The organism is Kitasatospora sp. NPDC003701 (assembly GCF_053587085.1).
In genome coordinates, this window is sequence record NZ_JBSFNM010000001.1 from 138,265 (window position 1) to 158,728 (window position 20,464).

Genomic DNA, 20,464 nt, shown 5'->3' on the forward strand with positions numbered 1-20,464 from the left:
GGGCCTGCTTGCCCTCGGGCCTGCGCGCCTCAGGCCTGCTCGCCCTCGCCCTCGGTGTCGATGTGCGGCAGCACCCGGTCCAGGAAGCGGGGCGTCCACCAGGCGGCCGGCCCGAGCAGGGTCATCACGGCCGGTACCAGGAGCAGCCGGACCACGGTGGCGTCGATCAGCACGCTGACGGCCAGCCCGAGGCCCATCATCTTGATCACGATGTTGTCGCTCACGATGAAGGCGGCGAACACGCTGACCATGATGAGCGCCGCGCAGGTGATCACCCGGGCGGTGATCTCCAGGGCGTGGGCCACGCTGCCCCGGCTGTCGCCGGTGCGCAGCCAGGCCTCGTGCACCCGGGAGAGCAGGAAGATCTCGTAGTCCATGCTGAGGCCGAAGACGATGGCGAACATCATCATCGGGACGTAGCTCTCGATCGGCACGGTGCCGGAGACCCCCAGGGCGGGCCCGCCCCAGCCCCACTGGAAGACCGCGACCAGGACGCCGTACGAGGCGGCGATGGAGATCAGGTTGAGCACGGCGGCCTTCACCGCGATCAGCAGGCCCCGGAAGACGAGCAGGATGATCAGGAAGGCCAGGCCGACCACCACGGCGATGATCGGCAGCAGGCGGGCGGCGACGATGTCGCCGAACTCGACCTGGGCGGCCGTCGTGCCGGTCACGTAGGTCGTGGCGCCCGTCCCCGCCACGGCCTGCGGCAGGACGGTGTCGGCGAGCCGGCCGACCAGCTGGGTGGTCTGCTCGTCCTGCGGCCGCTGGGCGGGTGTGACGGTGTTGAACAGCACGGCGCCGTCGGAGCTGGTCTGGAGCGGGGTGACGCCGGCGGTGTCGGGCGTGGTGGCCAGCGCCTGCTGCACGGAGGTCTGCAGCGCGGGCCGGGCGTCGGCCGGGACGGCGCTCTGGTCGACGACCACGGTGATCGGGCCGTTCGAGCCCGGGCCGAAGGCGTCGGACATCAGGTCGAAGGCGCGCCGGTCGGTGAAGCTGGTCGGGTCGGCCCCGTCGTCGATGTGGCCGAGCTGGATGGAGAAGAGCGGGACGGCGAGGATGCCGACCACGATCACGCCGGCGGTCAGGAACCACCACGGGCGGCGCTCCACCCGCTGGGCGTAGCGGTGCCACGTCCCGGTGATCTCCTCCCCGGGCGCGGCCCCGGTCTCGGCGACCGGCCGGTGGACCGTCCAGCGGTCCATCCGGCGGCCGATCAGGCCCAGCAGCGCGGGGAGCAGGGTGAGCGCGGCGAGGACGGCGGAGATCACGGTCACCCCGGCGGCGGCGCCGAGCTTGGCGATGAAGTTGACCCGCGAGACGACCAGGCCGGCCAGGGCGATCACCACGGTGCAGCCGGAGACCAGCACCGCCCGGCCGCTGGTCGCCACGGCGTGCCCGGCGGCGGCCACCGGATCCTTGCCGTCCATCAGGCTCTGCCGGTGCCGGGTGAGCAGGAAGAGCGCGTAGTCGATGCCGACGCCGATGCCGATCATGGTCGCCAGGGTCGGGGCCACGGTGGCGAAGGTGGTGGCCGCGGCCAGCAGGCCGAGCAGTCCGAGGCCGACGACGGCGCCGATCAGGGCGGTGACCAGTGGCAGGCCGGCCGCGATCACGCTGCCGAAGCCGATCAGCAGCACCACGATCGCGACCCCGAAGCCGATCAGCTCGCTGAGCCGGTCGTCGGGCGCCGGACGCGCCAGTTCGCCGAGCGGTCCGCCGTACTCGACCTCCACCCCGGCCGCCCGCAGCGGGGCGACGGCCGCGTCCACGCCGTCGAGGTAGTCGTCGCCGAGGGTCGTGGGGTTCACGTCGAAACGGACGGTGATGTAGCCGGTGAGGCCGTCCGCGGCGAGCGGGCCGCCGGGCGGGGAGGGCTGGCCGGCGGCCGGCAGCGGGCTCTGCGCGGACTGCACGTGCGGCAGCTCGCGCAGCGAGCCGACCACCTGGTCGACCTGGCTCTGGAAGCCGGTCAGCGGCTGGGCGTCGTGGAGCACCACCTGGGCGCTGGTGCCGCCGGCCGAGGGCTCGTGCGTCTGGAGGACGTTGCGGCCCTCCTGCGCCTGGGTGTCCGAGAGCGAGAAGTCGTCCGAGAACGTCCCGCCGACCGCGCGGTCGATCACCTGGACGCCGGCCAGCGCGACCAGCCAGAGCACGATCACCAGGACGGAGTGGCGCGCACACCACTCGCCGAGCCTGCGCAGGGCGCCGGGCCGGGGCGGTTGCGCGGGGCGGGCCGGGCCGGGGATGCGGGCGGGGCCGCCCGGGGACGTGGGCATGGACGCTCCTGGGGCCGGAGGTGACGCTCTGTCACGCTCGGGGCGGGCGAAACCGCGGAGTCCCGATGCTAGGGAGCGGAGCCGGGTGATCCGGGCCGATCCCCGGGTGACACGCCCCGGTGCCTCCGTTCGGCGGGTCGGGCCCGGGCGCGCCGCCGCCCTCCGCCGGCCCGCCGGCCCTCAGGCCGGGCGCAGCTCCAGCACGACGACCCGCCCGCCGTCCGGCCGCCCGGTCAGACGGGCGGCCAGGATCCGCGGGATGTCGCTCTCCTGCGAGTACCCGGGCACCACCGTCACCTCCGCCCGCCGCACCCCGGGCTCCCCGGCCACGGCGTACGCCACGCGGTACGTGGTCCGCTCCGGCGGCGGGGGCACGTCCGTCCCCGGCATGGCGCCACCTCCTCGCTCCGTCGCCCATTGTCCGCCGGTCCGGCCCGCTCCGGCCCGGCGTGGCGGCCCGGGCGGCGGCCCGGGCGGGACCGTGTGGCCGATCGGGGTGAATCCGGGCAGAGTGGGAAATCTCCGGTAGGGGGAGCGTCCGGGAAGGGGCGACCCCATGCAGACCACCTGGAAGGGGACGATCAGCTTCGGGCTGGTCAGCATCCCCGTCCACCTGTACTCCGCGACCCAGGAGCACGACGTCCCGCTGCACCAGGTGCACGCGAAGGACGGCGGCCGGGTGCGGATGAAGCGGTACTGCGAGCAGGAGGAGAAGGAGGTCCCGTACGCGGAGATCGCCAAGGGCTACGAGTCACCGGACGGACGCACTGTCACCCTCACCGACGAGGACCTCGCCGACCTGCCGCTGCCCAGCAAGAAGGTCATCGACGTGCTGGCGTTCGTGGACGCCGCCGAGATCGACCCGCTGATGTACTCCAAGGCCTACTACGTCGGCGTCGCCGACAAGGCCGCCGCCAAGCCGTACGCGCTGCTGCGCGACGCGCTCACCGAGTCCGGCCGGATCGCGGTCACCAAGATCGCGCTGCGGACCAGGGAGTCCCCGGCGGTGCTGCGGGTGCACGACGGGACGCTGGTGCTGCAGACCTGCATCTGGCCCGACGAGGTCCGGTCGGCGGCCGGGATCGCGCCCGAGGAGCAGGTGACCGTGCGGCCGCAGGAGCTGAAGATGGCGCGCTCGCTGATGGACACGCTCTCCGAGGACTTCGACCTCTCCCAGCTCCACGACGACTACCAGCAGGCGCTGCAACAGGTCATCGAGGCCCGGATCCAGGGCGTCGAGATGCCCCACGAGGAGGAGCCCGGCGAGGCGCCGGACAATGTGATCGACCTGATGGCGGCGCTGCGCAGCAGCCTCAAGGAGGCCAAGGGCGGGCACCGCGGCCGCCGGGCCGGGCCGGCGCCCGGGGAGCGGGCGGCGGCGGAGCACGAGCCGGCCGCCGAGGAGGAGCCGGCGCCCCGCAAGCGCGCGCCCGCCGCCGGGAAGACCGCGGCGGGCAGGACCGCGGCGGGCAAGGCCGCCGGAGACAAGGCGAAGCCGTCCGGCGCTGCCGGGAGGACCGCTGCCGCGAAGACCGCTGCCGTGAAGACCGCCGCCGGGAGGACCACCGCCGCGAAGACCACCGCAAGAAAGACCACCAGCAGGAAGTCCGCAGCTCCCCGCAAGGCCTCGTGAGCTGATCACCGGCAGTCCCCGACCTCCGGAGGCGATCCCAGATGGACCTACTGACCTACAAGGCGCTCGACACCGGCCCCGACGCGCCGAAGCACCCGAGCCTCGCGCACCGCGCCTGGCACGGCCTGCTCAGCCTCGGCCCGACGGCCGTGCTCCTGATGCTCGCGTTCTCGCTCGGCCTCGGCGCCGTCGGGGCCCAGGTGACCTCGCTGCCGTGGCTGATCGTCTTCAGCATCGTGTGGGGCATCACCCTGATCGCGCTCTGCGGGATGGTCGCGCGCTGGATGACGCCCGGCCAGGGCAAGCACCGGATGGCCGCCTGATCCGGCCGGGCGGGGCTGCCGGACCCCGGCCGGAGCAGGCCGGGGTCCGGAGGCGCTCAGGCCACCCAGACGGTGGTGATGTTGCAGAACTCGCGGATCCCGTGGTCCGACAGCTCCCGCCCGAAGCCCGAGCGCTTGACGCCGCCGAACGGCAGCGCCGGGTGCGAGGCCGTCATCCCGTTGAAGAACACCCCGCCCGCCTGGATGTCCCGGACGAAGCGCTCCTGCTCGGCCGGGTCGGTGGTCCAGACGTTGGAGCTGAGCCCGAACGGGGTGTCATTGGCCGCGGCCACCGCCTCGTCCAGGTCGGCGACCTCGTAGACGGTGGCGACCGGGCCGAAGGTCTCCTCCAGGTGGATCCGCATCGCTGGGGTGATGCCGGTCAGCACCGTCGGCTCGTAGAACCAGCCGCCGTCCCGGCCCTCGGGCCGCCGACCGCCGCACTCCACCCGGGCCCCGTGCGCCCGGGCGTCCTCGACCAGCTCCTCGATGTCGTCCCGCCCCTGGCTGCTGGCCAGCGGGCCGACCTCGGTCGCCTCGTCCAGCGGATCGCCGACCGTCAGCGCCCGCATCGCCGCGGTGAACGCCTCGGTGAACGGCCGGTAGACGTCCGTGTGCACGATGAAGCGCTTGGCGGCGATGCAGGACTGCCCGTTGTTCTGCACCCGGGCCCGGACGGCGGTGGCCACGGCGGCGTCCAGGTCGGCGCTCGGCAGGACCACGAACGGGTCGCTGCCGCCCAGCTCCAGCACGGCCTTCTTCACCTCGTCCGCGGCCGCGGCCGCCACCGCCCGCCCGGCGGGCTCGCTGCCGGTGAGCGTCACCGCGGCCACCCGGCGGTCGCGGACGACGCCCTCCACCGCGCCCGAGCCGATCAGCAGGGTCTGGAAGCAGCCCTCCGGGAAGCCGGCCCGGCGGAACAGCTCCTCCAGCGCCACCGCCGTGCGCGGCACGTTGGAGGCGTGCTTCAGCAGGCCGACGTTGCCCGCCATCAGGGCGGGGGCCGCGAACCGGACCACCTGCCAGAACGGGAAGTGACGCGGACGTATGCACAGTCACTGACCTGCAACGATCTGGGAGAATGTCCGATATGGACCCGAAGCTCACCCTTGCGCTTGACCCGAAATCCGGCCCCTGTGCCGACTGCCCGCCGCCCGGGTCCCCCGAGGTTGACCTCTACTGCCGGAAGTCCGCCAGCGTCTCGGGACGTCGCCGGGAGACGTCCACGGACGTACAGCGGGAGATCGGCCACGACTGGGCCCATGAGAACGGTTTCCGGGTTCGCTTCGTCTGGCGGGACATCCTGTCGGCATTCAAGGACATCGAGCGGCCCGGGTTCAAGCACGTAATGGCCGCACTCGTCAAGCAAGAGGTTCCGGCCGGGTGGGTGTACAAGCTCGACCGATTCAGCCGCAAGGGCGCCGAGGACATGTTGGCGATCCTGAACGCGGGGGCCCGGGTCATCTTCCACATGGACCGGTTGGACTCCTCCGTGGCCGGGCATCGGCGGGAGATCATCAACCGGGCCGAGGAGGCGCGGGAGTACTCCCGGCAGCTCGGAGAGCGCGTCTCGGACGCGCGGGAGGACATCCGGTCGCGGGGGGAGTGGGCGAACGGGAACGTCCCCTACGGGCTCGCCAAGGACCCCGAGACCGGCGGCCTGGTCCCCGACGACGCACCGGCCGTCGAGGGCCGTTCTATGACCCGCGCAGACGTCGCAGGGGCCCTGTTCCACCTGAGCGCCCGGGGTCGGACCATCAGCCGCATGCAGGCCCTCCTGTACGCCCGGGGCATCCTCGCTCCGAAGGGCGGAGCGCATTGGTCGGACGGGACCATATCCGGCATCCTCAACTCGCCGGTATATGCAGGCTGGCAGACGCTCCGGAGCACCGGGCGGGGCGGTCGGCATGCCAAGTACCTCAACCCCCGCACGGGCAAGCCGGTGAGACTGCTCGGCCGGGCACTGATAGCCGACTCCCTGTTTGAGCGGGCCCGCAGCAGCAGGGCCGGGCATCGGATTCCCCAGCTCCACCAGGTGGAGACTCCGCCCGGTGTGGCCGTGCACGAGCTGACGGGATCCCTGTACTGCGAAGGGTGCCGGGGCCGCATGCAGTCCGTGGGGCTCAGCTACGTCTGCCACCGGGACCGAAAGAAGACGTGCCCGGCGCGTGCCAGCGTGAAGCGGACGGCCGTGGAGCGCTACGTGGGCCACCTGTGGGTGAGCGCGGTATCGGGGCTCACGCCGGAAGACCCCCTGATGCATGAGCTGGCCATGCGCTGGGAGGCGTTGAAGGACCCGCAGAGCGCCGCGCAGTCGGCTGACGCCCTGGCGGCCGTCAAGCGCGCCGAGGGGGCCTTGGGCCAGCTTGCACGGGACCGCAAGGACGGCCTGTACAACGGCGCCATGGGTCGGTTCTTCTCAACGATGGTGGAAGAGGCCGAGGAGGCGTTGAAGGTGGCGCAGGCGGCCCTCCGGGCGGTCGGGGGCGGCACGCTGGAGATTCCCCCGTTCGCCCACCAGCCCGAGGCCGCACAGGAGGCGTGGAACGCTGCCGACCGGGCCGCGCGGCGGGAACTGGTCCCCCTGGTGTTCCGGCGCATCTATGTCAGCAAGGCGCCCGAGGGCAGCAACACCGGCGCGGCGTTCAACGGCCAGGCCCGGGTGCGGGAGCTGTGGCACACGGACCCGGTAGAGGCCCCCAAGGCGGCCTGACGGAGCGTCACCTAGCGCAACGGGCGCGCGTTCGACGGACTACGGTCCGCCGGGCGCGCGCCTTTCGTTTGCACTCTGTGTTTGTGTGCGAACACCGTACGTGGTAAAGGATTGCCCGTGGGGCGGCGCCTCGGGCGGAGCCGCCATAAACACCCAGGTCAGAGGCACGGTAGAAAAGTTGCCGTTCAGCCTAACTCCCTACATGTGTATAGGGGTTTGGGTGGACGGCAACTTTTCTACCGTGCACGGAGAGTGTTCAACTCGCCTGCGGCGCGCGGCTGCTGACGGGACGTTAACCACCGCTCTTTAATCAATATGAGGGCGGTTCGCGCGCATGCGCGTAGCTGACGGCATGTCCGGCGCCCTCGCCCGTCAGGTGGACTCCCGGCCCTCTCTCCCCGGTTGAGTCCCTGACGGGCTCTCATACTTCCGTGTGCGGTGTAGCGCGCACTCCGGCCCGAGTAGGTGCGCCCGGCGGGGCACGACACTGAAACGGCGGGAAGAGTCGGTGGAAGACCGGCCACACGGACCGGCTAGGGCCCTCGCAAGGCCCGAGGCCGGATTGATGTGCTGTTGGCTAACTGGAAAGCCTCCCTGCGGGCTCGCGGGGTGATGGGGGTTCGAATCCCTCCGGCACAGCTACGGCGGTAGCACAAGCGGCATAGTGCGCCCCCTGCCCGGGGGAGACGCGGGTTCAACTCCCGTCCGCCCGAACAACCCCCGGTAGCTCAGTGGTAGAGCGGCGGGCCCACCTAGGCATGGGGCTCGTGACGGTGACGCGTCGGTTCGAATCCGGCCCGGGGGACCACGCAATCCCTCACGTGAGGGATTGACCGGGGCCCTCTCGCAAAGGGGGGTGCCCGATGCGGGGGGTCCTGTTCTGAGGGGGGCTCACCTGAGGGGTGGTCAGTCGGGGGTAGTCCTCGACTCTGGGGGGTGGTAGTCATGGGTGGTTCTACCGGGTGGCGCGTGTCGCCCCTGCCTCCGGACTGGAAGCGCCTCCGTCTCGCCGCGCTGAGGCGCGATGACTTCCGCTGCACCTGGCTGCGTCAGGACACCGAGCAGCGATGCTCTGAGCGCAAGCGCCTTGAGGTCGACCATGCGGGCGACCGCGACGACCATGCGCTAGCCAACCTGCGCACATTGTGCCGCTATCACCACGCCAAGCTGACGCACGCTCAGAGCATGAGCGCTCGCACCTTCGCCGTGAAGCAACGCGACGCCGAGCCGAGCGCTTACGCGCAGCGCCTTGCGCGCCGCTTGAGCGAGCGCTGAGCTGCGAGCCTTGCGCGCCGCAAGAGCGAGCGCTGAGCCGCCACCTTGGCCCGCCATGCGCTGGCCCGAACTGGCCGCTCGCTGGGGGCTTGCTTGCCCTGTCTCCCTGACCATGGCTGCCACTCCGAGGGGTGGGGGGTGACCCCCCTTCGCTTCCTTCCCGCAGCACCATGTCAAAGCGAAAAATCATCTGTACGGGTTCGAGCCGACCGGCCAACCCGCTGACCAGGGCCGATCCGGCCCCTACGCGCGGGCGCACGGCCGGGCGCGCGGTCAGCCCTTGATCAACTCGCCGCCCCGCGCTTCGCGCGCACTGCGGTTCCCCTGAGATCGGAGGTGCCCCTGTGGCCATCACTGGCCCCGTGCCGAGCGAGAACGCCCGGCGACGCAACGCGGACACCTTCGAAGCCCCTCCGGTGGTCGGACAGCCGGCGCCGGAGCTGACGGGCGATCAACTGACGCGCCTTCGGCCAGCCTCTCGCGACTGGTGGGCGGCACTCCGTGCTGGCCCGGCTGCGCACACCTACGCGTCGACTGACTGGGAAGTGGCCAAGGCCGCCCTGGTCTGTCACGACATGCGGGAGCGTGCCAAGGCTGACGCGGCCCTCTGGGTCAAGCTGGACGCCCGTATGGAGCGTTACGAGTCCCGGTTGAGCTTCACCCACGTCGACCGCCTGAAAGGCCGCGTAGGGGCCTCTGCGGGCCCTCGCCCCGAGGTGCCGACCGAGGCGCCCCGAGGCGCCGACATGGACGCCGAGCTGTACCGCCTCCTGAGCGGGGGCTGACGCCGTGTCGGATTGGAACCCTCAGACGGGCAACATCCCGGAGGGCGTCCCACCGCCGAACCGCTCGCTCGGATACGGCGTGATCCGCTTCCTGCAAGAGGTCGCGGTTCAGCCGGACGGCGAGCGCGCGGGGGAGCCGTTCCGGTTCAGCCGTGAACAACTCCGGTTCATAGTCTGGCTCTACGCCATTGACGACCGAGGTCGGTTCACCTACCGCCGCGCTTGCCTCCGCCGGGCGAAGGGGCACGGCAAGACGCCGTTGCTCGCCGCCTTGGCTGTGGCAGAGTTCATCGGCCCCGTGCGCTTCGCCGGTTGGGATGCCTTCGGGCTCCCGATAGGCAAGGCCGTCAAGGCGCCGCATGTGCAGCTCGCTGCCACGACGTACGCGCAGACGGCCAACACCCTGGACATGATCCGGGGCATGCTGATTGAGAGTCAGCACCCCGAGGCCAAGGCCCTGGATATCGGCAAGTTGTCCATCCAGTTTCGCGACGGGCGGCCCGGCCGGATCGAGCCAGTTACGGCGTCCAGCTCTTCATTGGAAGGGGGGCGCCCATCGTTTTGCGTGATGGACGAAACCCATCATTGGCAGGAATCCACGGGCGGCCACCGCCTCTGGGAAGTGATCTCACGCAACCTGGGCAAGGTCGGTGGGCGTTCGGTGGAGTCCACCAACGCGTTCTCGCCGGGCTACGGCTCCGTTGCGGAGCGGACGCACGAGGCGTTCCTAGAGGCCCAAAAGGCTGGCGGGCATGCCGGGTTGCTCTATGACTGCCTGGAGGCGTTCCCGGACGTCGACTTGGCAGACGAGGAGTCAGTCAGGCTGGCGCTCCGTCAGGCTTACGGAGACTCGCATTGGGCGGGTGGCGCTCCCAACTGGGAGGGCCTGGACCGCATCGTGGATGAGATCTACGACCCGGGTAGCGACGCCGGGCAGATGCGCCGGTTCTACCTGAATCAGATCGTCTCGGCCTCGGACGGCTGGCTGTCCCACGTGGACGTAGACGCCGCCGTCAGGCCTGACGAGATACCCCCGGGCGCCCTGGTCGTCCTCGGGTTCGACGGGTCCCGCAAGCGCGACGCAACGGCCATCGTGGCCACGGACGTTCGCACGATGCACTCTCAGCTTCTCAACCTGTGGGAGTGCCCGGACGGGCCGGAAGCCAAGGGGTGGGAGGTTCCCGCCGCCGAGGTGGACGCCGCCGTGGCCTCCGCGTTCGAGCGGTTCGACGTGTGCGGGTTCGCCGGTGACCGATTCCTCTGGGATGGCTGGCTCGACATCTGGGCGCAGCGGCACCGGACTTCACTGCACGTCAAGGCCGGGCGGCACGTGACCGCTTGGGACATGGCGGCGCAAATGAAGGATCTGACCTACACCGCGGAATCGACCGCATCGGCCTTTGCTGAGCGGAAGTTGACCATTGGCCCCGAGGCCGCGCTGATCCGGCATCTCAAGAACGCCAAGCGCCGGCCGAACAGTTGGGGCGCCTTCCCGGTGAAGGAGAACAAGGACTCCGCGCGCAAGGTCGACGCCGCGCATGCACTGCTGCTGTCTCGCGCCATGGCGCGCAAGGCAGTTGACGCCGGAGTCCTGGAGAAGCGCAAGGCCCGATCGGGCAAGGTCTACGTCTTTTGAGGTGCCAATGGCTGACAGCCAATCGGTGCTGTCCGCCGTCATGGCACAGCGCGATTCCGAGTGGAACGACCTTCGCAGGGTCGACCGCTACATGCGGGGGCAGCACGCCCCCTCCTACATGCCGAAGAAGAGCCAGCGGGAGTACGCCGAGCTGGTGCAGCGCGCGGTAACCAACTGGCTGCCGCTGGTCGTTGGCACCGTCGGTCAGCGGCTCTATGTCGAGGGCTACCGCGACGCCGAGGGGCAGGAGTCGTCTCCGGCCTGGCCGCACTGGTCGCGCAACGACATGGCGAGCCGTCAGAGCCTTGCTCACCGGGCCTCGCTGACCTACGGCGTCTCGTATGTCGCCGTGGAGCCTGGCGACGCCGGGCCGTCCATCCGCCCGTACTCCCCGCTGGTCATGACCGGAGTGGCCGAGGAACCGGATGCTGAGTGGCTGTCAGGCGCGGGCCGCTACCTGCGCGCGGACAGCCACAATGGCATCCTGGGCAAGGTCTGGCGGGTCTACGACGAGACCGCCATCCGGGATGTGTGGGTGGCCGACGCCGGGGACGACGGGGGCGAGGACTCCGCGCCTGAGATAGCCGAGCTGTCCACCGTCACGCACAACCTTGGCGTTGTCCCGGTGGTCCCGTTCCGGAATCAGTGGGCAGACTCGCCGTTCGCCTCCGTGGTCGAACAGGGCGAGGTATGGCCCCTGATCAGTACTCAGGATGCGCTCAACGACACGAAGGTGTCACTTGCGGTCGCGCAGACTGCCGCCGCCCACCGTCAGAAGTGGGCGGCGGGGATGACGCTGCCGGAGGACATCGACGGCAACCCGATCAACCCGTTCAAGTCGCACCCCGGTGAACTGTGGGTAGCGGCTGACGAATCGGTTCGCTTCGGAGAGTTCGGCGCCACCGATCTGACGGGCTATCTCAAGTCCGTCGAGATGCACATCCAGCACCTTTCGGCCGTCTCGCAGGTGCCCCCGGCGATGCTGCTCGGGGGAATGGTCAACATCTCGGCCGAGGCCCTGGCTGCCAGTGAGAACGGGCTGCGGGCCCGCGTGGCAGAGCGACAGGCGCTGTTCGGTGAGGCGTGGGGGAAGGTTCTCCGCCTGGCCGCCGGCCTGTCTGGTGACAAGGTGTCAGCCGAGGCCACGGACGCTGTGATCCTCTGGCGCGACACCGAAGCGCGTTCCCTCGCTCAGACGGTGGATGCGCTGGGCAAGGGCGTCACGATGCTCGGCATTCCCCAGCGCGCCGCATGGGAGATGTGGCCGGGCGCGACCGCCGCCGACGTGGAGCGGTGGGTCCGAATGCGAGACGAACAGGCCGCCCTTGACACGGTTGCGGACCTGATGTTCCAAGGCCCCGGCCCGGCCGCCGCGCCGGTCATGAGCGAGGGGGCCCCGGTTGGCGATCACTGACACCGGAGCCGTTCTGACCAGCGCTCAGTACGAGGCACAGGCCCGGATCGGCGCCTCGCTCGCTCAGGCCGTGGTCCGCGAGGGCTTCAAGCTCGACCTTGAAGACCCTCGCGCCCTGGTCCAATTCGGAGACATCGTCGACGAATTGACGGGCAAGGCGTTCGACAAGTCCGCCGACCTCGGCGCCCGGTACTACGGGCGGTTCACGATGGCCGAGGGCATCGACGCCGAGCTAGTGATCCCGGATGTGCTCCGGTGGTCCTCGCCCGGGGCAACCCCGACGCTGCAAGCCTTCGCCGTGGCCACCACTCCGGAGACCGGCATCACCATGGCGGCCGGACAGGCCGTCAAGGAAGCCCTGTGGGGCGGCCGGGGCACCGTCCTTGACGCCGTATGGAGAGACAAGCGGTGTCAGGGCTACCAGGTCAAGACTCGGGGGCGCCCGTGCTCGTGGTGTGCCATGCAGGCGGGGCGCGGGATCAAGTACAAGACCGAGCGCCGGGCGGGCAATTGGTTCCACGGTCATTGCAAGTGCACGACCGAACCGGCATTCCCCGGCTCCCGCTCTGTGGGCCAGGCGCGCGAGTGGTCCGACCTCTACGGCGACGTTGGCCGCTACGACTTCCGCCGGGCCTATGAGCGCCCGGAACTCTACTTCAAGGAGAGCGAATGACCGAGAATCCGGAGACTCCCGAGGGGGAGCGCGAGGAGAGCGCGCCGACCGAGGAGACGCCCGAGGAGGCCCCGGGCAATCCCTCACGTGAGGGATTGTCGAACCCCGATCAGCTCGCCGCGCAGGTGGCGGAGCTGACCGCGCGTCTGGCAGAGGCCGAGCCGATTCTCAAGGCCCACGCGGACGCCGAGGAGGCGGCCAAGACGGACCTACAGCGCGCGACCGACCGGGCCGACGCTGCCGAGCGCAAGGCGGCCGAGCTGGCACGCTCCGCGCTGCTGCGAACCCTCGCCGATGAGACGGGCCTGCCCGTCGAGGCGATGACGCGCATTCAGGGCGCGACCGAGGATGAGATGCGAGCCGACGCTACGGCCCTCGCTGCGCTGCTCGGTGCCCGCCCCAAGCTCAAGACCCGACCGGCCCCGGTGGCCGGTGGCGGTGGTGGCGTGCCGGATGACGGCGCGTCCGTAGACCCCCGGAAGCTGGCGGCCGCAATCCGCAGGCTCCGCAAGTACTGATACCCACTCAACTCCGATAGGGGAGCACTATGGAGCAGACCAAGAGCGGCACTCTCAAGCCCGAGGCGTGGGCGTCTCAGGCCCTCGGTCTCCTGAACGAGGAGATCGTCCTTACCGGCCTGGTGACTCGGGACGGCGGCGCCAACTTCACTGGCGCTGAGGGTGACCGCGTGAACTTCAAGCGCCCGTCCAAGCTCAAGGCCCGCGAGCTGTCGCTCAAGGCCCACCGGGCCGATGCGTCGATCACTCTCGACAAGCTCAATGAGTACTCGATCGATGTCACGCTCGACCGCGAGGTGTACCACGCCGTTGGACTGACCCCCGCGGAACTGGATCTCGACGTTGCGAGCTACGGCGCTCAGGTGATTGACCCTCAGACCGTGGCTGTCGCCGACCACATCGAACTTGCTCTCGCCAAGTACGTCTCCAACCAGTCTCCGGCTGTCAAGACCGCCAAGCTGACCACGGACGCCGAGGGCGCCGTCACCAGCGACGGCACGGCCATCCGCGCTGCGATCGTCCAGCTTCGGAAGGCCCTCAACTCCGAGGGTGTTCCGGCAGCCGGCCGAATCCTGGCCATCGGTACGGCCGTTGAGGCCGCGCTACTCGGTGACGACCACCTGACCAAGCTTGACGAGTCCGGCACCGGTGAGGCCCTGCGAAGCGCCATCCTGGGCGCCCTGTACGGCTTCCGGATCGTCACCGTGCAGCACCTTCCCGAGTCCGAGATGATCGCGTTCCACCCGTCCGCGTTCATTCTGATCTCGCGCGCCCCGGCGATTCCGTCCGGCGGCCCGGTCGGCTCGTCCAAGTCCTACGGGGGCGTTGCGCTGACCGTTCAGAAGGACTACGACGCGAACGCCCGGCGCGAGCGCTCGATCGTCAACACCTACGCCGGTCTGGGCATGGTGACGGACATTCCGGCTGCGGAGTACGCCAAGCTGACCGGCGCCGAGACCCTGGATGCCCTCAAGGCAAAGGCCGTGATGTGCCGCTCGGTCAAGGCCACCGTGACCAAGGAGACCACCAAGGCTGGTGGCTGACCCGAGGAGGGCCGTTGTTCGCCACGATTGACGATCTGTCGGCCCGACGCCCCGGAGGTCTGACGGGGGATGAGATCGACCGGGCCTCGGTCCTCCTGGAGGACGCCGAGGCGGTCGTTCGGCTAGCGGCCGGACGAACGATTCCCGACCCGGCTCCGCACGCCGTCAAGATGATGGTGTGTCGGCTGGTCCTCCGGTCGCTCGACAACCCCTCGGGCATCGCGTCCGAGTCGGTGGGGGACTACTCCTACCGACGGACGCGTGAGGCACAAGCGGGCATGTCGCTGACGCCCGAGGAGGTCAAGTTCCTCCGCCAGGCGCTCGGCGCCGCCCTCTACGCCAGTACCAGCATCTACGCCGGGCCGAGGCCCGAAGACGTGGCATGGGTGGTGCCCACCGACGAGGGGGGCGAGGCGACCTGATAGGCCGACACCTCCTGTCCGACTCCGGCGTGATTCTCCGCCGGACCGAGGGGGCCGAGCTTGACCGATACGGCAAGCCGGTCCCTTCGTGGCGTCCGGACCCAACTCCCATTTCCTGCCGCCTGATTCACCCCTCGGGCCGCGAGACCGAGGAGTCCGGCAGGGACGTACAGAGCGCTGGGTTTCAGCTGGTGCTGACTCCGGACGTGACTCTGACGGGCCGTGAGCGAGTCTGGGTCAACGGGGTGGAGTTCGACGTCAAGGGGCCGAGCCTGCCCCGAACAGGCATGTACGGCAAGCGCTGGGCGAACACCGCCCGCCTTGCCAGAACGGAGGGGTGACCCGTGGCTGATCTCATGGTGGAAATCTCCCCCGATGCGATCCGACAGCTCAGCGAATCCGCCGATGTCAAGGAGATGTTGCGTCAGCGCGGCGAGCATGCCGCAGCCGCAGCGCGGTCCCTGATGCCCCGTCGATCCGGCGCCCTCTCGGGCTCCGTGAGCGTCCGGGTCGGCCGGCGGGCGGTCTGGGTGGTGGCAACTGCCCGCCACTCGACCTTCGTTGAGCTGGGAACGTACAAGGACGTTGCACAGCACCCGCTCCGCCGGGCCGTGTCCGCCTTCGGCGACGGGGGCTGACGTTTGGTCAAGTTCCCTGACGCCGAGGCGTTCATCCTCACCCACCTACGCGCGGCCGGACTGGACTGCGGGGTGGACTTCCCAGAGAAGATCGCCCGCCCGTTCGTCGCCGTTGAGCGCGTCGGCGGGTACATGAAGTGGCCCGCCCTTGAGACAGCCCTGTTGGGCATCCGGGCGCTGGGCCCCGATCGTGCCGCCGCGCACGACGCACTCAGAACCGCCGAGGGCGTGTTGATGAGCCTCCCGCCGCAGAACCTCGGGGCAACCCGGGTCTACGTCGTGATGGGGGCTCACCACGCCCGGGACGAGGCGGACACATCCCTTCACCGGTGGACGGCGACCTATGGCGTCAGCCTCCGCCCCATACGCGAGGAGACCGGCAGTGCCGACCCCCGACCTGACTAAGGACACCCTGCGGGTAGCCACGACCGGCACCCTGTACATCGCTCCGCCTATGACCCCCATGCCGAACCTGACTGGCGCTCAGTTCGCCGATCCGGCGGGCTGGACCACGCTGGGCCTGTTCTCCGAAGATGGCGTGGAGCACTCGTTCTCCGAGGACACCGAGGACATCAAGTCTTGGCAGGCTGGCGTCGTTCGCACGCTGGTGACCGGCCGCGATCTCACGCTCAAGTTCTCCGCCCTGGAGTCCCGACCCGCCGTCCTTGAGTCGTTCTACGGCCTGGCGCCCGGCAGCATCAAGAGCGCTGACGGCAAGTCCGTCCGATTCGAGATCAAGGCGGCCGAGAAGCGCAAGCCGTTCGCCGCGCTGTTCGTGCTGCACGACGGTGAGTCCATGTGGGCACTCCACATGGACAAGGCGCAGGTGTCCGAGGTCGAGAGCCCCAAGTTCACCAACTCCGAGGCGATTTCGTGGGGCATGACCGCCAAGGCCCTCGGCGTGGACGCGAACACCCCGCTCGGCACGTGGGAGATCCACGATGCCGACATCGCGGCCCTGGCCTCCGGCGGCACCCCGCCCTCCGGCCAGTGAGCCGCTAGCGCCCAACCCCTCCGGGCAATCCCTCACGTGAGGGATTGCCCGGCCCCCTTTCTGACTTTGCGAGAGATTGAGAGAGCGTCACATGAGCAAGCCCGGCAAGGCCCGTTTCAAGCTGGAGACCATCCGCACCAAGGCCACCGCCAACGAGACTGCCGTGATCGACTTTGAGCACCTGGACGGCGAGGTCTACGAGGTGCCGACTCCGGCGTTCTGGACTGACGCCGTGCACGAGGCGCTTCGCGCCGAGGATCTGCCGGGTGCCGGTCGGGCTCTGCTCGGTGACCGCTATGCGCCGTTCATCGAGGCGGGCGGCCGGTCCACCGACCTGATGCTGATCATCCGTCAGTACGCCGAGGATCAGGGCGTCACCCTGGGGGAATGATCGCCCTTGCTGGGTTGATCGACCAGCACGGGGACGACATTGACGCCGACTTCCGCAGGTACTACGGCCTGGACGTGGCCGATGTGGGCACCCCCGGGCTGACGTGGCGTCGGCTCGGTGCCCTGGTCAACCGGCTTCCGCGCGAGGGCTGTTACGCCCGCGCGGTGGTCGGGGCGGAAGAGGCCGAATGGACGACGGACAGGCATCTACTCGCCTCCGTCGTGGATCACCTCCGGGGAACGAACTACCTGCTCGGCGGCCTGCTGGTCGCGAACGGGGCGAAGCGCAACCCGGTGCCTCCGCCGGAGCCGATCAAGCGGCCCGGCGTCGAGATGCCCGCTGGTGAGCGGAAGGGCAAGGGCTTCAAGGCCCTCGCCGAGAAGATGGGCGCGCGGCCAACTCCGCGCCTGACATAGGGCGGTGAGACATGGCTGCGGGCATACGCGCAGGGTCCGCATACATCGAGCTGACGGCCCGTGGGGATCGCCTCCTCAGCGACGTGACCGAGCAGGCGCGACGGGCCGGTGAGGCCGCCTCGGCCACGATGGCCCAGACGCTTTCATCGGGGCTGTCCCGGGCGGGTTCCTCGCTCACCAGCGTGGGCACCACGCTGAGCCGGAATCTGACGCTGCCTCTGGTGGCAGCCGGCACGGCTGTCGTCAAGACGTCTGCGGACTTTGAGTACGGCATGACCCGGGTCAAGGCGCTCTCAGGCGCCACCGGGGAGGAGTTCACCCAACTCCGTGACCAGGCCAAGGAACTGGGCTCGACTACCAAGTTCAGCGCCACGGATGCCGCCGACGCGATGGGCTTCCTGGCACAGGCCGGTTTCAAGACGACCGAGATCATGGCGGCCGTCCCGGCCATCCTCAACGGCGCTGCCGCGTCCGGCCTGGAGCTGGGGCGTACGGCCGACATCGTCAGCAACATCATGACCGGCTACGGCCTACAGGCCACCGAGGCGGCGCGTGCGACGGACATCCTTGTGGCCGCCGCCAATGCGGGCAACGTGGATGTTGACATGCTCGGCGAGTCGTTCAAGTACGGTGCCACGACCGCCAAGATGGCATCGATGACCATCGAGGAGGCCACGGCCGCCTTCACGATGCTCGGCAACGCGGGCGTTCAGGGATCGATGGGTGGTACGGCTCTGTCGGCCGCCCTGGTCCAGATGATGAAGCCGACCGGCGACGCCGAGAAGGTCATGAAAAAGACCGGCCTCTCGTTCGCCGACGCGGGCGGCAAGATGAAGCCGCTTGCTCAGATCATTGACGAGGTCGGCAAGGCCGGTCTGACGAACGAGCAGTTCATCACCCTTTTTGGTGTCGAGGGTGGCCGCGCCATGGGCGTTCTCCAGTCCCAAGGCGGAGACGCCATGCGGAAGTTGACGGCGGATCTGGAGAAGTCCGCGGGCAGTACCGACGCGTTCGCGGCCATCATGTCCGACACCGCGACGAACGGTATGTCGAACTTCTCGTCTGCTGTCGAGGGCCTGGCAATCGCCATCGGTGACTCTGGCCTGCTGGCCGACTTCACCAAGGTCGTAAACGTCCTCGGCGAGTTCGTCGGCAAGCTGTCCTCTACAGACAGTTCGATGCTCCGGATGGGTACTCAGATCGCCCTCGTGGGCGTCGCGCTGGGACCTGTCGGCATCGGCCTCGGCAAGGTTGCGCAGGGCCTCGGCGTCTTCGTGTCGGCCGGCGCCCGGGTCGGCTCCGTCGCCATGGCGGGCGCTCGCCAACTGGGCATGTTCGCCTCGGGGTTCTCCAGCGCGGGCGCTGCGGCGTCGTCGTTCTCGGGCCCCATGGGGACGCTCGGCGGGCGGGTCCGAACGACCATGTCGGCTATCGGTTCCGGCGCTGCCTCGGCGGCCACCTGGCTGGGCTCCAACCTGGCAACGGCCGCCCGAACGGCGACGACTGCACTGGGTGCCGGACTGTCGACGGCAGCGAGCGCCACCGGGCGGGGGCTGAGCGCCGCCGGTTCCGGCGCTGCCTCGGCGGCGTCGTGGCTAGGATCCACTCTGGCAACTGCCGCCCGCACGGCGACAACTGCGCTTGGTGCTGGTCTGTCCACGGCGGCCTCCGCCACGGGTCGCGCGCTGAGCGCAACCGGTAGTGCCATCGCCTCGGCGGCGTCGAGCATGGCGTCTTACCTCACAAGGGCCCGCCTGGTGGCCGCCGCTACGCGTGTCTGGACGATCGCTCAGGCGGCGTTCAACGCGGTCATGGCCGTGAACCCGTTCGTCTGGATTGTGCTCGGGGTCGCGGCCCTGGTCGCCGGTCTGGTGCTGGCCTACAACAAGGTTGGTTGGTTCCGTGACTTCGTAGACGCCGCCTGGTCGCTCATCAAGGACGCCTCGATCGTGGCTTGGGCGATCGTCAAGGGCGTCGTCCTGGGCGTCTGGGACGCGATCGGCCCGAAGGTCATGACGGTGGTTCAGTTCATCTGGACTGCCATTCAGGTGTACTGGGGTCTGATACAGGCGTACATCTCGGCGGTCATGACGGTGATTCAGGCCGTCATCTCGGTGTCCTGGTCGGTGATTCAGGCTGTCTGGTCTGCCGCCGTCGCGGTTGTGTCGACCGTGGTCGAGGCCGCGTTCGCTGTGGTCCGGTGGGTGGTCGAGACCACGATGGCCGCCGTGCAGGGAACCATCTCGGTTGCCTGGGCCGTGATTCAGGCCATCTGGTCCGCTGCCGTGGCGGTCGTGTCGACCGTGGTCGACGCAGGATTTGCCGTGGTCCGGTGGGTGGTCGAGACCACGATGGCGGCTGTGCAGGGCACCATCTCGGGGGCCTGGGCCGTGATTCAGGCTGTCTGGTCTGCTGCCGTGGCCGTCCTGGCACCGGTGGTCTCGGCGGCGTTCAACGTCGTGTCCTCGGTGATCAGTACCGTCATGAGCGCCTGTCAGGCGGCCATCTCTGCCGCCTGGTCGGTCATACAGTCCGTCTGGACGACCGTGACCAGTGCGGTTTCCTCGGCGACCACGAGCACGTTCAACGCTTCCAAGTCGGTGGTCTCCACCGTGATGGGTGCGATCTCGTCTGCCGTGTCGGCGGCCTGGGACGCCGTGACCGGCGCGTTCAACACCGTGCTTGGCGTGGTCCGTTCGACCATGACCAATTTCGTGAACGCCATCCACACTGCCGCACAGAGCCCCGAGAAGCTGGTTCAGGCCGTCCGAGACATGGTCTCCAAGGCCGTGTCCACCGTGACCGAGCTTCCGGGCAAGGTGCTGTCCGGGATCGGCGACCTCGGCTCGCTGCTGTACGAGAAGGGCAAGTCACTTGTTCAGGGCTTGATCAACGGGATCAAGGACATGGCAGGCAGCCTGACCAGTGCCGTCGGCGGGGTTGTGAGCAAGCTCAACCCGTTCAAGTCCGCGCCTATGCCGAACCCCCCGGCTCCGGCTCCGGCCCCGAGGATGGCGGACGCCGCGCCGATGGCGGCCCCCATGGCGTTTGCGGCTCCGGCGTCATTCGCTGCCTTCGCGTCGCCGATCGCAGAGGCGGGCAGTGCGGTCCGCACGGCCATCCTCGGCGGCGCGCAGAGCTTCAATGCCAAGTCGTTTGACGGCCTGTGGGGCAATCCCTCACGTGAGGGATTGGGCAGCGCCCGCGCCGAGAGGCTGCGGCCGTCCATCACCGTCAACGCGACGACGAACGCGAGCGCCAACGACATTGCAGGCGAGATCGCTTGGCAGCTTCGCACGAGTGGGAGGTGA

Annotated in this window: 20 protein-coding genes, 2 tRNA genes and 1 pseudogene; 20 read left to right on the plus strand and 3 right to left on the minus strand. The window is 69.5% G+C overall.

Going from position 1 to position 20,464, the window contains the following annotated elements:
- Positions 1 to 29 precede the first annotated feature (29 nt).
- Both ACWDRR_RS00565 and ACWDRR_RS00570 read right to left on the minus strand, forming a co-directional pair.
- Positions 30 to 2,279, minus strand: coding sequence for an MMPL family transporter (locus tag ACWDRR_RS00565; protein ID WP_449769953.1), 2,250 nt, complete (start codon positions 2,277 to 2,279; stop codon positions 30 to 32).
- Between the two features lie 180 nt (positions 2,280 to 2,459).
- Positions 2,460 to 2,669 carry a hypothetical protein gene (locus ACWDRR_RS00570; protein WP_449769954.1) on the minus strand — a complete coding sequence of 70 codons (210 nt, stop codon included), beginning with the start codon at positions 2,667 to 2,669 and terminating at the stop codon, positions 2,460 to 2,462.
- Positions 2,670 to 2,835: 166 nt separating this feature from the next.
- On the opposite strand from ACWDRR_RS00570, the gene ku reads away from it, so the two are divergent.
- A complete protein-coding gene (ku, locus tag ACWDRR_RS00575; protein WP_449769955.1) occupies positions 2,836 to 3,912 on the plus strand; it encodes a non-homologous end joining protein Ku in 1,077 nt (358 codons plus the stop codon).
- Positions 3,913 to 3,953: 41 nt separating this feature from the next.
- Positions 3,954 to 4,235 carry a hypothetical protein gene (locus ACWDRR_RS00580; RefSeq protein ID WP_449769956.1) on the plus strand — a complete coding sequence of 94 codons (282 nt, stop codon included), beginning with the start codon at positions 3,954 to 3,956 and terminating at the stop codon, positions 4,233 to 4,235.
- A 56-nt stretch (positions 4,236 to 4,291) separates the two neighbouring features.
- Here the strand turns inward: ACWDRR_RS00580 and ACWDRR_RS00585 are convergent.
- A pseudogene (locus ACWDRR_RS00585) lies at positions 4,292 to 5,278 on the minus strand (aldehyde dehydrogenase family protein); the annotation flags it as partial.
- A 47-nt stretch (positions 5,279 to 5,325) separates the two neighbouring features.
- Here ACWDRR_RS00585 and ACWDRR_RS00590 point away from each other — a divergent pair.
- From ACWDRR_RS00590 to ACWDRR_RS00675, 18 genes are all read left to right on the plus strand, one after another.
- The gene (locus ACWDRR_RS00590; RefSeq protein ID WP_449769957.1) at positions 5,326 to 6,948 is read left to right on the plus strand and encodes a recombinase family protein; all 1,623 of its coding nucleotides are present in this window, start codon (positions 5,326 to 5,328) and stop codon (positions 6,946 to 6,948) included.
- A gap of 566 nt (positions 6,949 to 7,514) precedes the next feature.
- A tRNA-Pro gene (locus ACWDRR_RS00595) sits at positions 7,515 to 7,587 on the plus strand.
- A gap of 78 nt (positions 7,588 to 7,665) precedes the next feature.
- Positions 7,666 to 7,756 (plus strand) — tRNA-Trp (locus ACWDRR_RS00600).
- A gap of 137 nt (positions 7,757 to 7,893) precedes the next feature.
- Entirely contained in the window at positions 7,894 to 8,223 is a 330-nt protein-coding gene (locus ACWDRR_RS00605; protein ID WP_449769958.1) for an HNH endonuclease, read from the plus strand.
- 344 nt (positions 8,224 to 8,567) lie between these two features.
- Positions 8,568 to 9,008 carry a phage terminase small subunit gene (locus ACWDRR_RS00610; RefSeq protein ID WP_449769959.1) on the plus strand — a complete coding sequence of 147 codons (441 nt, stop codon included), beginning with the start codon at positions 8,568 to 8,570 and terminating at the stop codon, positions 9,006 to 9,008.
- A gap of 79 nt (positions 9,009 to 9,087) precedes the next feature.
- Positions 9,088 to 10,644, plus strand: coding sequence for a terminase (locus tag ACWDRR_RS00615; protein WP_449769960.1), 1,557 nt, complete (start codon positions 9,088 to 9,090; stop codon positions 10,642 to 10,644).
- A 7-nt stretch (positions 10,645 to 10,651) separates the two neighbouring features.
- Positions 10,652 to 12,058, plus strand: a complete 1,407-nt coding sequence (locus ACWDRR_RS00620) for a phage portal protein (RefSeq protein WP_449769961.1) — start codon at positions 10,652 to 10,654, stop codon at positions 12,056 to 12,058.
- Positions 12,045 to 12,731 (plus strand): VG15 protein, encoded by a 687-nt coding sequence (locus tag ACWDRR_RS00625; protein ID WP_449769962.1) that lies wholly within the window; start codon positions 12,045 to 12,047, stop codon positions 12,729 to 12,731. Before ACWDRR_RS00620 ends, ACWDRR_RS00625 begins: the two co-directional genes overlap by 14 nt.
- A complete protein-coding gene (locus ACWDRR_RS00630; protein WP_449769963.1) occupies positions 12,728 to 13,249 on the plus strand; it encodes a hypothetical protein in 522 nt (173 codons plus the stop codon). The genes ACWDRR_RS00625 and ACWDRR_RS00630 overlap by 4 nt, the downstream gene beginning before the upstream one ends.
- A gap of 29 nt (positions 13,250 to 13,278) precedes the next feature.
- Entirely contained in the window at positions 13,279 to 14,292 is a 1,014-nt protein-coding gene (locus ACWDRR_RS00635; RefSeq protein WP_449769964.1) for a P22 phage major capsid protein family protein, read from the plus strand.
- A gap of 14 nt (positions 14,293 to 14,306) precedes the next feature.
- Positions 14,307 to 14,714 carry a Gp19/Gp15/Gp42 family protein gene (locus tag ACWDRR_RS00640; protein WP_449769965.1) on the plus strand — a complete coding sequence of 136 codons (408 nt, stop codon included), beginning with the start codon at positions 14,307 to 14,309 and terminating at the stop codon, positions 14,712 to 14,714.
- Positions 14,715 to 14,920: 206 nt separating this feature from the next.
- The gene (locus ACWDRR_RS00645) at positions 14,921 to 15,055 is read left to right on the plus strand and encodes a hypothetical protein (RefSeq protein ID WP_449769966.1); all 135 of its coding nucleotides are present in this window, start codon (positions 14,921 to 14,923) and stop codon (positions 15,053 to 15,055) included.
- 3 nt (positions 15,056 to 15,058) lie between these two features.
- The gene (locus ACWDRR_RS00650; protein ID WP_449769967.1) at positions 15,059 to 15,352 is read left to right on the plus strand and encodes a hypothetical protein; all 294 of its coding nucleotides are present in this window, start codon (positions 15,059 to 15,061) and stop codon (positions 15,350 to 15,352) included.
- A 3-nt stretch (positions 15,353 to 15,355) separates the two neighbouring features.
- A complete protein-coding gene (locus tag ACWDRR_RS00655; protein WP_449769968.1) occupies positions 15,356 to 15,757 on the plus strand; it encodes a hypothetical protein in 402 nt (133 codons plus the stop codon).
- The gene (locus ACWDRR_RS00660; RefSeq protein ID WP_449769969.1) at positions 15,735 to 16,346 is read left to right on the plus strand and encodes a phage tail tube protein; all 612 of its coding nucleotides are present in this window, start codon (positions 15,735 to 15,737) and stop codon (positions 16,344 to 16,346) included. Before ACWDRR_RS00655 ends, ACWDRR_RS00660 begins: the two co-directional genes overlap by 23 nt.
- Before the next feature lie 91 nt (positions 16,347 to 16,437).
- Entirely contained in the window at positions 16,438 to 16,737 is a 300-nt protein-coding gene (locus ACWDRR_RS00665) for a hypothetical protein (RefSeq protein ID WP_449769970.1), read from the plus strand.
- Positions 16,734 to 17,153 (plus strand): hypothetical protein, encoded by a 420-nt coding sequence (locus tag ACWDRR_RS00670; protein WP_449769971.1) that lies wholly within the window; start codon positions 16,734 to 16,736, stop codon positions 17,151 to 17,153. Before ACWDRR_RS00665 ends, ACWDRR_RS00670 begins: the two co-directional genes overlap by 4 nt.
- Positions 17,154 to 17,236: 83 nt before the next feature.
- A complete protein-coding gene (locus ACWDRR_RS00675; protein WP_449769972.1) occupies positions 17,237 to 20,464 on the plus strand; it encodes a phage tail tape measure protein in 3,228 nt (1,075 codons plus the stop codon).

Excerpts from the sequence above, each read along its gene's own strand:
- ACWDRR_RS00590 (WP_449769957.1), top strand. The coding sequence starts at position 5,326 with ATGGACCCGAAGCTCACCCTTGCGCTTGACCCGAAATCCGGCCCCTGT.
- ACWDRR_RS00635 (WP_449769964.1), top strand. The coding sequence starts at position 13,279 with ATGGAGCAGACCAAGAGCGGCACTCTCAAGCCCGAGGCGTGGGCGTCT.
- ACWDRR_RS00630 (WP_449769963.1), top strand. The coding sequence starts at position 12,728 with ATGACCGAGAATCCGGAGACTCCCGAGGGGGAGCGCGAGGAGAGCGCG.
- ku (WP_449769955.1), top strand. The coding sequence starts at position 2,836 with ATGCAGACCACCTGGAAGGGGACGATCAGCTTCGGGCTGGTCAGCATC.
- ACWDRR_RS00670 (WP_449769971.1), top strand. The coding sequence starts at position 16,734 with ATGATCGCCCTTGCTGGGTTGATCGACCAGCACGGGGACGACATTGAC.
- ACWDRR_RS00620 (WP_449769961.1), top strand. The coding sequence starts at position 10,652 with ATGGCTGACAGCCAATCGGTGCTGTCCGCCGTCATGGCACAGCGCGAT.
- ACWDRR_RS00605 (WP_449769958.1), top strand. The coding sequence starts at position 7,894 with ATGGGTGGTTCTACCGGGTGGCGCGTGTCGCCCCTGCCTCCGGACTGG.
- ACWDRR_RS00565 (WP_449769953.1), bottom strand. The coding sequence starts at position 2,279 with ATGCCCACGTCCCCGGGCGGCCCCGCCCGCATCCCCGGCCCGGCCCGC.
- ACWDRR_RS00570 (WP_449769954.1), bottom strand. The coding sequence starts at position 2,669 with ATGCCGGGGACGGACGTGCCCCCGCCGCCGGAGCGGACCACGTACCGC.
- ACWDRR_RS00665 (WP_449769970.1), top strand. The coding sequence starts at position 16,438 with ATGAGCAAGCCCGGCAAGGCCCGTTTCAAGCTGGAGACCATCCGCACC.
- ACWDRR_RS00580 (WP_449769956.1), top strand. The coding sequence starts at position 3,954 with ATGGACCTACTGACCTACAAGGCGCTCGACACCGGCCCCGACGCGCCG.